Genomic DNA, 13,370 nt, shown 5'->3' on the forward strand with positions numbered 1-13,370 from the left:
ATCGACATCGCTTATCATTTAGGACCAAACAATTGGTACAATTAATCATCTGTTGAGATAAATCCTAAAGAAACTTTAGCCGAAAAGCCAGTGAATTTACGCACCGGGAGGTATGAAATATTCAATCTTTTGACCAGAAATAAATAATTGAAAAGAAAAATTTGCGAAGGCGTAAATTAGTTTCTACTTTTGTCGCCAATTCACGACATTATAACCTTACTCATTAAATGGATAATGACATTATATGGCAGGGGAATCGCAGATGATGATAATTCTAATTTAGCTTTGAGAGGTTATTTCGGTATCTTTCCCTGGGGGAAAGATACCGGGTGTGATTATTTTTCGGGAAGTTTGATGTCTTTAAACATCTCTTCAATATCTTCATTTGAGCGTAATGCCACGGCGGTATCAACCACATCACGCGTTAAATGCGGGGCAAAGCGCTGAATAAAATCATACATATAGCTGCGCAGGAAGGTGCTGCGGCGGAAACCAATTTTTGTGGTGCTATGGCTGAAAACGTCGTGCGCATCAAGACGCACCAGGTCAGGGTCTGACACCGGATCCACCGCCATGCTGGCAATGACGCCCACCCCCAATCCAAGCCGGACATAGGTCTTAATCACGTCGGCGTCCGTCGCGGTAAAGACAATGCGCGGCGTTAATCCTGCCCGGTTAAAGGCCGTATCAAGCTCAGAACGCCCGGTAAAGCCAAAGGTATACGTCACCAGAGGATACTGGGCCAGCTCTTCGATAGTGACCGACCCTTTACCCGCCAGGGGGTGATCGGGGGTCACCACAATAGAACGGTTCCAGTGGTAGCACGGGAGCATGACCAGATCGTCATAGAGGTGAAGCGCTTCGGTGGCGATGGCAAAGTCTGCATTCCCCTTGGAGACGGCTTCAGCGATTTGCGTTGGCGAGCCCTGGTGCATATGCAACGAGACGCGAGGATAACGCTCGATAAAGCCCTTGATCACGCCGGGCAGCGCATAGCGCGCCTGCGTATGCGTGGTGGCAATATACAGCGAGCCTTTATCCGGCCAGGTATGCTCCCCTGCCACAGACTTAATCGCATCGACTTTGGAGAGGACTTCCCGCGCAATGCGGATGATTTCCTGCCCCGCCGGCGTCACCTGGGTAAGATGCTTACCGCTGCGGGCGAAGATCTGAATGCCTAACTCATCCTCCAGCATACGAACTTGTTTGCTGATGCCCGGTTGCGAGGTATACAACCCCTCGGCGGTAGAAGAGACGTTAAGGTTATGATTCACCACCTCAACGATATAACGAAGCTGCTGTAATTTCATGCCAGACCATCCGATTTAGCGCATGCGGTCAATCGCTTAAGACGATTTAATAATAAGAAACAGGTTAACTATAACCACTATATCATTTATAGCCTGACTGTATAGTACGGAACAAAAAATAATAACAAGGTAATAAAAAAGGGCCGGAAATCCGGCCCTTTCACAGGTAAGTTACGGTTAGGGAAGATTATTTCTTGCCTTCAACCCATTTGCCATCGACAAAGAAGGCTGACCATCCGGTCGCTTTACCCTCTTTCTCTGCCGCAACGTACTGCTGCTTAGTTTTACGGCTAAACCGCACCACGGTTTTGTTGCCTACCGGATCCTGCTGTGGCGCATCGGCCAGATAACGCAGTTTCTCCGGCAGACGATCGCGGAAGCGATGCAGCTCTTCCACCAGCGGCGCGCGGGTTTCACGCGATTTCGGGAAGGTGTTGGCGGCCAGGAAGACACCTGCCGCGCCGTCACGCAGCACGAAGTACGCGTCGGATTTCTCACACGGCAATTCTGGCAGCGGAACCGGATCTTCCTTCGGCGGAGCCACTTCACCGTTACGCAGAATTTTGCGCGTGTTTTTACATTCGTCGTTGGTGCAGGCCATGTACTTACCGAAACGCCCCATTTTCAGGTGCATTTCAGAACCACACTTCTCGCACTCCACAATCGGGCCGTCATAGCCTTTAATGCGGAACTCGCCCTCTTCGATCTCATACCCGTCACACGTTGGGTTATTACCACACACGTGCAGCTTGCGTTTTGGATCGATCAGGTAGCTATCCATTGCCGTGCCGCATTTTTTGCAGCGGCGCTTGGCACGCAGAGCGTTAGTTTCCGCATCGTCACCTTCCAGCACGTTGAGAACTTCGTTCTCCGGCACCAGGTTAATGGTGGTTTTGCAGCGCTCTTTTGGCGACAGCGCATAGCCAGAGCAGCCGAGGAACACGCCCGTGGTGGCAGTACGGATCCCCATCTTGCGGCCACAGGTTGGGCAGTCGATGCTGGTCAGTACCATCTGGTTAGGCAGCATGCCGCCCTCTTCAGGGTCTTTCTCCGCTTTTTCAAGCTGGTCGGTGAAATCGCTGAAGAAGCTGTCGAGGACCTTTTTCCATTCCGCCTGGTGGCTGGCAACCTGGTCGAGACTGTCTTCCATTTGCGCGGTGAAATCGTAGTTCATCAGCTCGCGGAAGTTGGCTTCCAGACGATCGGTGACGATCTCACCCATTTTTTCCGCATAGAAACGACGGTTTTCAACACGGACGTAACCGCGATCCTGAATCGTCGAGATAATTGACGCGTAGGTCGACGGACGGCCAATACCGCGTTTTTCCAGCTCTTTTACCAGAGATGCTTCACTGAAGCGTGCAGGTGGCTTGGTGAAGTGCTGAGCCGGGATCAGCTCAACCAGAGACAGTTCATCACCTTTGTTCACCGCAGGCAGCGTTCGATCTTCATCACCTTTACGCAGCGCAGGCATCACTTTCGTCCAGCCGTCGAAACGCAGAATACGACCGCGCGCCTTGAGACGGAAATCACCCGCCCCGACGGTCAACGTGGTGGAATCGTACTGGGCCGGGGTCATCTGGCACGCCACAAACTGACGCCAGATCAGCTGATACAGCTTCTGCGCGTCGGCTTCCATATCTTTCAGTGATTCAGCGAGCACAGAGACATCAGAAGGACGAATCGCTTCGTGCGCTTCCTGAGAATTCTCTTTGCTGGCAAACTGGTTAGCGCTTTCCGGCAGGTATTTCTTACCGAAGTTGTCGCTGATGTAGCCACGCACCATGTTGACCGCGTCCTGACTCAGGTTGGTTGAGTCGGTACGCATATAGGTGATGTAACCTGCTTCATACAAGCGCTGGGCCATCATCATGGTTTTCTTCACGCCGTAACCCAGACGGGTGCTTGCCGCCTGTTGCAGGGTGGAGGTGATAAACGGCGCACCAGGCTTGCTGCTGGTCGGTTTGTCTTCACGTTCCAGTACCTGATAGCGTGCCTTTTCCAGCAGCGCCACGGCGGCCATGGTCTGGTCGCGGTTTTCCGGACGGAAAGGCTTATCGTTCTGATGGCTTACCTGCAGCGGCAGAGCGTCACCGCCCGGCGTGGTCACATTGGCATCAACTTCCCAGAACTCTTCCGGCACGAAGGCTTTAATTTCGCGCTCACGCTCAACGACCAGACGCACGGCGACGGATTGCACGCGACCTGCGGACAGGCCACGGGCAATCTTCTTCCACAGCAGTGGAGAAACCATGTAACCCACGACGCGGTCCATAAAGCGACGCGCCTGCTGGGCGTTGACGCGGTCGATATTCAGCTCGCCCGGCTTCTCAAACGCCTGACGAATCGCATTCTTCGTAATTTCGTTAAACACTACGCGGCTGTAGCGTTTGTCATCACCCCCGATCACTTCCCGCAGGTGCCACGCAATGGCCTCCCCTTCGCGGTCAAGGTCGGTTGCGAGATAGATGTGGTCTGCTTTTTCAGCCAGCTGCTTCAGCTCGTTAACGACTTTTTCTTTCCCTGGAAGCACTTCATATTGTGCATCCCAGTTATGCCATGGGTTAACACCCATGCGGTTGACAAGCGCGCTACGTTCATCCTTTTTAGGCTTTTTAGCCCCTTTGGTGGAGGTAGAGTCTGCGCTCTTTTTGCTGGCTGAGCCACTGGTCGGCAAATCGCGGATATGACCAACGCTGGACTTAACCACGTAGTCATTACCCAGATACTTATTGATCGTTTTGGCTTTTGCCGGGGACTCAACGATGACGAGAGCTTTACCCATATTCACCTTTACCTAATTTAATTCTTCCAGGAATACGCCGCACGTTGATTTCCCTTCCGCTGACGACGAGCCAATGATATTGCGACTGCGTCAGGAGATATCAACCCCTTTGTCTTACCGGGCGTTAAAGAAAAGCCGCCCAGGTGATTGAGTTCTCGGGTATTTTTCTCACATCTCGTGTAATTCGTGACGAATTCCCGGTTGAATGTCAAGCAATTCTGTTGCCAGAATGACGAAAGCGCACACTCTACCTGATAAAATTCGTTACGCAACTTTATTAGCATGCAAAAGCAAATCCTGCCAGCCAGGCCCCTGCACCTTATCCCCTCACAATACAGGGAAAATTTGCCCCCAAAGCGCCCTCGGCGTAGACTATTGTCACTGTTTAAGGAGTGGATTATGCAGAATACGACCCAACCTATTGACCGAGCCTCTCTGCTTATCGAAGCAAACAAGCTTATTCGTGACCATGAAGATACGCTGGCAGGCATTGAAGCCACCGGCGTAGAGCAGCGAAATGGCGTGCTGGTTTTCAGCGGCGAATACTTCCTTGATGAACAGGGCCTACCGACCCCGAAAAGCACCGCCGTGTTTAACATGTTTAAATACCTGGCGCACACGCTTTCCGAGAAATATCACCTGGTCGATTAACGCAAAACGCGAGGCATAAGCCTCGCGTTTTTGTTTACAGCAGCGGTTTTTGTCCGCGCTGTAGCCAGCGGAGCAGCAGGCGGTCCGCGCTTTCTGCGGCACTGTTGGTAAAGCGGTCAAGGAGTCGCTTGCGCTGGGCAAAGCGGACGCCTACCAGTTCCCGGCCTTCCATCAGGTTGAGCAGCAGATCGTCACTGGTTCCGACTTCATCCACCAGCCCTTTCTCCTGCGCCTGAACGCCGTACCAGTGCTCACCCGTCGCGACCTGCTCAATGTCCAGCGTCGGGCGCATACGGTGCACAAAGTCTTTAAAGAGATGATGCGTTTCGTTGAGATCCTCACGGAATTTTTGGCGCCCTTCTTCCGTGTTTTCACCCAGCAGCGTCAGGGTGCGTTTGTACTGACCCGCCGTGTGAAGTTCGATATCAATCTCTTTATTTTTCAGGAAGCGGTTAAAGTTCGGGATCTGCGCGACCACGCCGATCGAGCCAATAATAGAAAACGGTGCGGCCACAATTTTGTCCGCCACGCAGGCCATCATGTAGCCACCGCTCGCCGCCACTTTATCTACGGCTACGGTCAGCGGGATCTGTTTTTCACGCAGGCGCTGTAGCTGAGACGCGGCCAGGCCGTAGCCATGCACGACACCTCCCGGGCTTTCAAGACGAACAACGACCTGATCCTGCGGCGTCGCCACGGCCAGAACGGCCGTCACTTCCTCCCGCAAAGAGGACACTTCATGCGCATCCATGCTGCCTTTAAAATCGAGCACGTAGACGCGGGGCGCGACCTTATCCTGTGGCGTATTGAGCTTCGCCTTTGCTTTTGCCGCTTTGGCTTCCTGTTTATGCTTTTTCTTCTGCGCTTTGAGCCACAGTTTCTGTTGATGACTGTCAAGCAGCGCCAGAGACATCTCTTCCTGCATCTCTTTATACTGCTCGCTCAGGCGGGTGATGCGTAACTCCCCACGCTGACGCTTGCGCTGCGTCAGGTTGACAATCAGAACGGCAACCACCGCAATGGCAATCACCACCGTCGCGATTTTCGCCAAAAACAACCCATATTGAGAAAGTAATTCCACGCGTTCCACCTTGATTTAACCACGAATCTTTTACGGCAGTGTACAACAGCCCTGCCCATGCGTCTCGCTCGTGACATTACCTCTGCGAGCCGCCTTCAGGAATCCCCGGTCTGGCGTTTAAATATTTGCAAATTGTTAATTTTACAGCAATGCGTCCTGTAGACTGATTGAATTATCAGGCGAATTCGGGCATAAAGCCGAAAAGTCACAAAAGAAGGCGTCTTTGAGTCACCGTGCGCCGAGGAGTCACCTTGCATTATCAACCGCAAAAAAATCTGCTGCAGAACCGCATCATTCTTGTCACTGGGGCCAGCGACGGGATTGGCCGTGAAGCGGCGCTGACCTACGCTGAGTATGGCGCGAGCGTCATCCTGACCGGCCGCAACGAAGAAAAACTTAAAGGGGTGGCGCAGGAGATTGAAGCCGCAGGTGGGATTCCTGCTCGCTGGTACACGCTCGATCTGCTCACCTGCACGCCCGCGTCATGTCAGGAGCTTGCTCACCGCATCAGCACCCATTATCCGCGTCTCGACGGCGTGCTGCACAATGCCGGCTTGCTTGGCGAAGTTCGCCCGATGGATGAACAGGATCCTGAGATCTGGCAGGAGGTCATGCAGGTCAACGTCAACGGGACGTTTTTCCTGACCCAGGCACTGCTTCCTTTATTACTCAAATCGGATTCGGGTTCACTGGTATTCACCTCCTCCAGCGTAGGCCGTGAGGGGCGTGCAAACTGGGGTGCCTATGCCGTATCAAAATTCGCGACCGAAGGCATGATGCAGGTGCTGGCAGAGGAGTACCAAAGCCGCCATCTGCGCGTAAACTGCATTAACCCGGGCGGTACGCGCACCAAAATGCGCGCCAGCGCCTTCCCAACGGAAGATCCGCAGAAGCTGAAAACGCCGGCAGACATTATGCCGCTCTATCTCTGGCTAATGGGCGACGACAGCCGCCGCAAAACCGGGATGACCTTTGACGCCCAGCCAGGCCGTAAACCAGGAATATCGCAATGAGTGAAGAACGTCACCAGCAGCGCCAGCAGCGTCTGAAGGAACAGGTCGATGCGCGCGTCGCGGCCGCTCAGGATGAGCGCGGGATCGTCATCGTCTTTACCGGCAACGGCAAAGGGAAAACCACGGCCGCATTCGGCACGGCGACACGCGCCGTCGGCCACGGACAGAAGGTCGGCGTTATCCAGTTTATTAAAGGTGAGTGGCCTAACGGCGAGCGTAATCTGCTTGAGCCTCACGGCGTTGAGTTCCAGGTGATGGCGACCGGATTTACGTGGGACACCCAGAACCGCGAAACCGATACCGCAGCCTGTCTGGCCGTCTGGGAGCACGCTAAAAGAATGCTGGCCGATCCTTCACTCAATATGGTTCTGCTGGATGAGATCACGTATATGGTCGCCTACGACTATTTGCCGCTGGAAGACGTGCTTAATGCACTGAAAGACCGTCCCGCCCATCAGACGGTTATCATCACGGGCCGCGGGTGTCATCGGGATATTCTGGAACTGGCAGATACCGTCAGCGAGCTGCGTCCGGTTAAACATGCGTTTGATGCGGGAATCAAAGCGCAAATAGGGATTGATTACTAAAGAAAAAAGCCCGGTGTCTTCACCGGGCTTTTACATTAACCGTTGTTATTACGGCTGCCAGAGCGGCGGTTGCTGCTCACCTGGCTGTGACGCTTCACCGCACGGCGAATCTGGTTCGCCTTCATGCGGCGACGATCTTTCTCCACCGCCACTTTAGAGGTGGTTTCCGGCGTCAGGCCGACCAGCTCGCGCAGGTAGTTGGTCTGGGTCAGATCCAGTTCGGTATATCCCCCACGCGGCAGGCCTTTTGGCAGCAGGATGTCGCCGTAACGGACACGGATCAGGCGGCTAACCTGCACGCCTACCGCTTCCCAGAGACGACGCACCTCGCGGTTGCGGCCTTCGGTCAGGGTCACGTTGTACCACTGGTTGATGCCTTCCCCACCGGTAAATTTAATGGTTTTGAACGCCGCAGGACCGTCTTCCAGCTGAACGCCACGCGACAGGTCGCGCAGTTTATTCTCGTCAACCTGGCCGAACACACGCACGGCGTATTCACGTTCCACTTCACGGCTTGGGTGCATCAGACGGTTTGCCAGTTCACCATCGGTGGTAAACAGCAGCAGACCGCAGGTATTCACGTCCAGACGACCAACGGCAATCCAGCGAGCGCCACGCAGTTTAGGCAGACGGTCAAACACCGTCGGGCGACCTTCCGGGTCATTGCGGGTACACAGCTCGCCTTCCGGCTTGTAGTAAGCCAGCACGCGGCAGATTTGTTCAGCAGACTCTTTCACGGAGATAAGATGACCGTCGATACGGATCTTCAGCCCCGGTACGATTTCTACGCGGTCACCCAGCGTGGCGATTTTACCGTCCACACTCACGCGGCCCGCTTCAATAATGGCTTCGATTTCACGGCGTGAACCGTGGCCGGCACGCGCCAGCACTTTCTGTAACTTCTCGCTCATTGAGCTTCCTCAGGTGTCGCCTTCACAGGCGTCGAATCAGGTCAAAAGAGGGCTGAGCCCTGCTTTGATGGCCGCGTAGTATATCTGCTTATACCATTACAAGAAAGGCTTTACGTCACCCACGCCTTCTCGAATCACTTCCGGTGCATCTTCGGTTAAGTCGACCACGGTGGTCGGCTGCTGGCCGAGATAACCGCCATGAATAATCAGCTCGACCACCTTCTCCAGACGATCTTTGATCTCTTCCGGATCGGACTCGGTAAACTCGCTGCCCGGCAGCATCAGCGAGGTAGAGAGCATCGGTTCGCCGAGGGTTTCCAGCAGCGCCTGCGCAATCGGGTTCGACGGCACGCGCATGCCGATAGTCTTACGCTTTTCCTGCAGTAGGCGGCGCGGCACCTCTTTCGTCCCTTTCAGGATGAAGGTGTAGTTGCCCGGCGTGTTGTTCTTGATCAGGCGAAACGCCACGTTATCCACATAAGCATAGGTGGAAAGCTCAGAGAGATCGCGGCACATCAGGGTAAAGTTATGGCCGTCCGGCAGCTGGCGAATACGGCAAATGCGTTCCATCGCCCCTTTATCTTCAATTTTGCAGCCCAGCGCGTAGCCTGAATCGGTCGGATAGACAATCACGCCGCCTTTGCGGACGATCTCCACGGCCTGGTTAATCAGACGTGGCTGCGGGTTGTCCGGATGGATATAGAAAAACTGACTCATACTTCCCTCTCTTCAATTTGCTGCGGCTGTTCCCAGAGCTGCCAGACCGGCTCAACGCCAGCAGGCAGCCAGAGCTTGCGCCCCAGTTCGATCCAGGCGCAGGGCTGATGGAAATCAGAACCCTGTGAGCCAAGCAGACCGTACTGTCGGGCATAGGTCGCGAGCTGCGCGCGCTCATTGGGCGCCTGCTGACACTGGGCGACTTCCATCGCCTCACCACCGTTTTCGGCAAAGTGCGCCAGCAGCCTTTTCAGCCATTTAGCAGAAAGATTATACCGCCCCGGATGGGCCAGCACGGCCTTACCGCCAGAATGATGAATCACATCAATAGCTTGTTTTATTGTACACCACTGTGGCGGAACGTAACCGGTTTTCCCACGCGCCAGATACTTTTTAAAGACATCCGCCATCGTCGTGGCCTTACCCGCCTCTACCAGAAAACGGGCGAAATGACCGCGCGTGACCGCCCCGCCGTTCGCCAGCTTTTGGGCACCTTCCAGTGCGCCCGGAATATGCGCCTTTTCCAGACGTTCGCCGATCATCTCTGCGCGCTGGTTGCGGCGCGTTTTTTGTTCTTGCAAAAAAGCAGTCAGTGCCGGATGGTCTATATCGATGTTCAGACCAACGATATGAATCTCATGGTTTTCCCAGACGGTCGAAATTTCGACACCGGAGACCAGATTAAGCGCCAGCCCGCTGCGGGCGATCTCGGCGCGCGCCGCCGGAATGGCATCCGTCGTATCGTGATCGGTTATCGCCAGCGTACCGACGCGCATTTCAACTGCACGATGAACCAGGGCTTCGGGTGTCAGCAGGCCATCAGAGGCCTGAGTATGGCTGTGTAAATCATAAATAATAGCGTAGGTGGTATCGCTCAAAGCACTTCCCATAACAGGTTGGAGACATCCGAAACCATCATGATACCGACTTATATCGAAATTCTGAAATCAAGGGTTGACAACACGCCATCGAACTAGTTAACTAGTACGCAAGTTCACACGAGAAAGGTATCTGAAAATGACAGCACATTTCACTCTGCACGGTTGGTGGCGTACTTCCTGATCATCGGGCAGTGTCACGCGTCTGCGAAATGCAAACAGATACCCGCCCGCTACCCAGCGGGCTTTTTTTTGAACAGAATAAATGAGAACACCAACATGCAAACAGCCAAACCCCATCTCGAATTGCTGACCTGCGAGGCGGCCTATCGCCACAACCCGACCGCGCTGTTTCATCAGGTGTGCGGGGCACGCCCGGCAACGCTGCTGCTGGAATCTGCGGACATTGACAGCAAGGACGATCTCAAGAGCCTGCTGCTGGTCGACAGCGCGTTGCGCATTACCGCTCTAGGTGACACTGTCACAATCAAGGCCTTATCAGACAACGGCGCCTCGCTGCTGCCACTGCTGGATGCCGCCCTGCCTTCAGGCATCGAAAACGAACGTCATCCAGAAATGCGCATTCTGCATTTCCCGCCGGTTAGCCAGTTACTGGATGAAGACGCGCGCCTGTGCTCACTTTCCGTCTTTGATGCCTTCCGCCTGCTGCAGAACCTGGTCACCGTTCCGCACGATGAGCGTGAAGCGATGTTCTTTGGCGGACTGTTTGCCTACGACCTGGTCGCCGGATTTGAAGATTTACCGGAAACCGAGCAGGGCAATCGCTGCCCGGACTATTGCTTCTATCTGGCCGAAACCCTGCTGGTGATCGACCATCAGAAACAGTACACCCGTATCCAGGCCAGCCTGTTCACGCCTTCGACCGCTGAGAAAAACCGTCTTGAGCACCGTATCGCGCAGCTTCAGCAGCAGATGACGGAAGCGCCACCTGCACTGCCGGTACAGCGCGTGGAAAAAATGACCTGCGATGTGAACCAGACCGACGATCAGTACGGTGCCGTGGTTCGCCAGATGCAAAAAGCGATTCGCGCCGGGGAAATTTTCCAGGTTGTACCGTCCCGTCGCTTCTCTCTGCCCTGCCCGTCTCCGCTGGCTGCTTACGACGTGCTGAAAAAGAGCAACCCAAGCCCGTACATGTTCTTTATGCAGGACAACGACTTCACGCTGTTCGGCGCCTCGCCGGAAAGCTCGCTGAAATATGACGCAACCAGCCGTCAGATTGAGATCTACCCGATCGCCGGAACCCGTCCACGTGGACGTCGCCCAGACGGCTCGCTGGATCGCGATCTCGACAGCCGCATCGAGCTGGAAATGCGCACCGACCATAAAGAGCTCTCTGAGCACCTGATGCTGGTTGACCTGGCGCGTAACGATCTGGCTCGTATTTGCACCCCAGGCAGCCGCTACGTGGCGGACCTGACTAAAGTCGACCGCTATTCATTCGTGATGCACCTGGTCTCCCGCGTGGTCGGTGAGCTGCGCCACGACCTCGACGTGCTGCACGCCTACCGCGCCTGCATGAACATGGGCACCCTGAGCGGTGCGCCGAAAGTGCGCGCTATGCAGCTGATTGCCGCCGCCGAAGGGCGTCGTCGCGGCAGCTACGGCGGTGCGGTGGGCTATTTTACGGCCCACGGTGACCTCGATACCTGCATCGTCATCCGCTCCGCCTATGTTGAAGACGGTATTGCCACCGTCCAGGCGGGTGCCGGGATTGTTCTTGATTCTGTTCCGCAGTCTGAAGCTGACGAAACGCGCAGCAAAGCCCGTGCGGTCCTTCGCGCCATTGCTACCGCACACCACGCACAGGAGATTTTCTGATGGCTGACATTCTGCTGCTCGATAATATCGACTCCTTTACCTACAACCTGGCAGATCAGCTGCGTGCGAATGGCCATAACGTCGTTATCTATCGTAACCATGTACCGGCGCAGACCCTGATTGACCGTCTGGCCACCATGCAAAACCCGGTGCTGATGCTCTCTCCGGGGCCAGGCGCGCCGAGCGAAGCGGGCTGTATGCCGGAGCTGCTGACCCGTATGCGCGGCAAGCTGCCGATTATCGGCATCTGCCTCGGTCATCAGGCGATTGTTGAAGCCTATGGCGGCTACGTTGGCCAGGCGGGTGAAATCCTGCACGGTAAAGCGTCCAGCATCGAACATGACGGCCAGGCGATGTTTGCCGGGCTGCCGAATCCGCTCCCGGTCGCGCGCTACCACTCGCTGGTCGGCAGCAACATTCCCGCCGGGCTGACGATCAACGCCTCGTTTGAAGGGATGGTGATGGCGGTCCGTCACGACGCGGATCGCGTCTGCGGGATGCAGTTCCATCCGGAATCCATCCTGACCTCCCACGGTGCCCGCCTGCTGGAGCAGACCCTCGACTGGGCGTTACAGAAGCTGGAGCAGACCAACACCCTGCAGCCGATTCTGGAAAAACTGTATCAGGCGCAAACCCTGAGCCAGCAGGAGAGCCACCAGCTCTTCTCCGCCGTGGTTCGCGGTGAGCTGAAGCCGGAACAGCTGGCGGCCGCGCTGGTGAGCATGAAGGTTCGCGGTGAAAGCCCGCAGGAGATCGCCGGTGCCGCCACGGCCCTGCTGGAAAATGCCGCCCCGTTCCCGCGTCCGGACTATCCGTTTGCCGATATCGTCGGCACCGGCGGTGACGGCAGCAACAGTATCAATATTTCAACCGCCAGCGCCTTTGTGGCCGCAGCGTGTGGCCTGAAAGTGGCGAAGCACGGTAACCGCAGCGTGTCCAGCCGGTCAGGCTCGTCTGATTTACTCGCGGCATTCGGCATTAATCTTGATATGAACGCCGAACGTTCCCGTGAAGCGCTGGATGACCTGGGCGTCTGCTTCCTGTTTGCGCCGAAGTATCACACCGGTTTCCGCCACGCAATGCCGGTTCGTCAGCAGCTTAAAACCCGCACGCTGTTTAACGTGCTCGGCCCCCTGATCAACCCGGCGCACCCGCCGCTGGCGCTGATCGGTGTTTACAGTCCGGAGCTGGTCCTGCCGATTGCTGAGACGCTGCGCGTGCTGGGTTACCAGCGTGCCGCCGTGGTGCACAGCGGCGGAATGGATGAAGTGTCACTGCACGCGCCGACGCTGGTAGCCGAACTGCGCGACGGTGAAATCCTGAGCTACCAGCTGGAAGCCGCTGACTTTGGTTTAACCCCGTATCACCAGGAAGCGCTGGCTGGCGGTACCCCGGAAGAAAACCGTGACATTCTGACGCGCTTATTACAAGGTAAGGGAGAGGTTGCCCATGAGGCCGCCGTTGCTGCCAACGTCGCCATGCTGATGCGTTTGCACGGCGAGGAAGACCTGAAGGCCAACGTTCAAAAAGTTCTGGATGTACTGCGCTCCGGTGCAGCTTACGATCGCGTTACCGCACTTGCGGCAAGAGGGTAA

General features: G+C 55.5%; 12 protein-coding genes and 1 other annotated feature. Of the genes, 6 read left to right on the forward strand and 6 right to left on the reverse strand.

The features are described 5' to 3' along the window. Positions 1 to 335: 335 nt before the first annotated feature. Together cysB and topA are read right to left on the reverse strand one after the other, a co-directional pair. Positions 336 to 1,310: an HTH-type transcriptional regulator CysB gene (gene cysB / locus ACMWJS_RS05955; RefSeq protein ID WP_008502814.1), complete on the reverse strand. Its 975-nt coding sequence runs from the start codon at positions 1,308 to 1,310 to the stop codon at positions 336 to 338. A gap of 187 nt (positions 1,311 to 1,497) precedes the next feature. Beyond that, positions 1,498 to 4,095 carry a type I DNA topoisomerase gene (gene topA, locus ACMWJS_RS05960; protein WP_414746791.1) on the reverse strand — a complete coding sequence of 866 codons (2,598 nt, stop codon included), beginning with the start codon at positions 4,093 to 4,095 and terminating at the stop codon, positions 1,498 to 1,500. 399 nt (positions 4,096 to 4,494) lie between these two features. On the opposite strand from topA, the gene ACMWJS_RS05965 reads away from it, so the two are divergent. Then, the gene (locus ACMWJS_RS05965; RefSeq protein ID WP_003856804.1) at positions 4,495 to 4,746 is read left to right on the forward strand and encodes a YciN family protein; all 252 of its coding nucleotides are present in this window, start codon (positions 4,495 to 4,497) and stop codon (positions 4,744 to 4,746) included. 34 nt (positions 4,747 to 4,780) lie between these two features. On the opposite strand, the gene sohB is transcribed toward ACMWJS_RS05965, so the two are convergent. Then, positions 4,781 to 5,827, reverse strand: a complete 1,047-nt coding sequence (gene sohB / locus ACMWJS_RS05970) for a protease SohB (protein ID WP_063621870.1) — start codon at positions 5,825 to 5,827, stop codon at positions 4,781 to 4,783. Between the two features lie 251 nt (positions 5,828 to 6,078). On the opposite strand from sohB, the gene ACMWJS_RS05975 reads away from it, so the two are divergent. After that, positions 6,079 to 6,840, forward strand: coding sequence for a YciK family oxidoreductase (locus tag ACMWJS_RS05975; RefSeq protein ID WP_008502811.1), 762 nt, complete (start codon positions 6,079 to 6,081; stop codon positions 6,838 to 6,840). Continuing rightward, complete coding sequence (cobO, locus tag ACMWJS_RS05980) at positions 6,837 to 7,427, forward strand: cob(I)yrinic acid a,c-diamide adenosyltransferase (RefSeq protein WP_045908891.1); 591 nt, start codon at positions 6,837 to 6,839, stop codon at positions 7,425 to 7,427. Before ACMWJS_RS05975 ends, cobO begins: the two co-directional genes overlap by 4 nt. 35 nt (positions 7,428 to 7,462) lie before the next feature. On the opposite strand, the gene rluB is transcribed toward cobO, so the two are convergent. The 3 genes from rluB to rnm form a co-directional block, all read right to left on the reverse strand. Further along, positions 7,463 to 8,338 (reverse strand): 23S rRNA pseudouridine(2605) synthase RluB, encoded by an 876-nt coding sequence (gene rluB, locus ACMWJS_RS05985; RefSeq protein WP_008502809.1) that lies wholly within the window; start codon positions 8,336 to 8,338, stop codon positions 7,463 to 7,465. A gap of 96 nt (positions 8,339 to 8,434) precedes the next feature. Beyond that, positions 8,435 to 9,055 (reverse strand): L-threonylcarbamoyladenylate synthase, encoded by a 621-nt coding sequence (locus ACMWJS_RS05990; RefSeq protein WP_003856793.1) that lies wholly within the window; start codon positions 9,053 to 9,055, stop codon positions 8,435 to 8,437. Continuing rightward, positions 9,052 to 9,933, reverse strand: coding sequence for an RNase RNM (gene rnm, locus ACMWJS_RS05995; RefSeq protein WP_045908893.1), 882 nt, complete (start codon positions 9,931 to 9,933; stop codon positions 9,052 to 9,054). Before rnm ends, ACMWJS_RS05990 begins: the two co-directional genes overlap by 4 nt. A gap of 139 nt (positions 9,934 to 10,072) precedes the next feature. Here rnm and trpL point away from each other — a divergent pair, with 139 nt between their 5' ends. From trpL to trpD, 3 genes are all read left to right on the forward strand, one after another. Continuing rightward, a complete protein-coding gene (trpL, locus tag ACMWJS_RS06000) occupies positions 10,073 to 10,117 on the forward strand; it encodes a trp operon leader peptide (RefSeq protein ID WP_106993556.1) in 45 nt (14 codons plus the stop codon). Beyond that, positions 10,094 to 10,187: a sequence feature (Trp leader region), on the forward strand. Its footprint overlaps the gene before it by 24 nt. Positions 10,188 to 10,212: 25 nt before the next feature. After that, positions 10,213 to 11,775 carry an anthranilate synthase component 1 gene (locus ACMWJS_RS06005; RefSeq protein ID WP_045908894.1) on the forward strand — a complete coding sequence of 521 codons (1,563 nt, stop codon included), beginning with the start codon at positions 10,213 to 10,215 and terminating at the stop codon, positions 11,773 to 11,775. Continuing rightward, complete coding sequence (gene trpD / locus ACMWJS_RS06010; RefSeq protein ID WP_008502806.1) at positions 11,775 to 13,370, forward strand: bifunctional anthranilate synthase glutamate amidotransferase component TrpG/anthranilate phosphoribosyltransferase TrpD; 1,596 nt, start codon at positions 11,775 to 11,777, stop codon at positions 13,368 to 13,370. The genes ACMWJS_RS06005 and trpD overlap by 1 nt, the downstream gene beginning before the upstream one ends.

This window comes from Enterobacter sp. HK-058-C-ECC (assembly GCF_047531125.1).
Classification (GTDB): domain Bacteria; phylum Pseudomonadota; class Gammaproteobacteria; order Enterobacterales; family Enterobacteriaceae; genus Enterobacter; species Enterobacter quasiroggenkampii.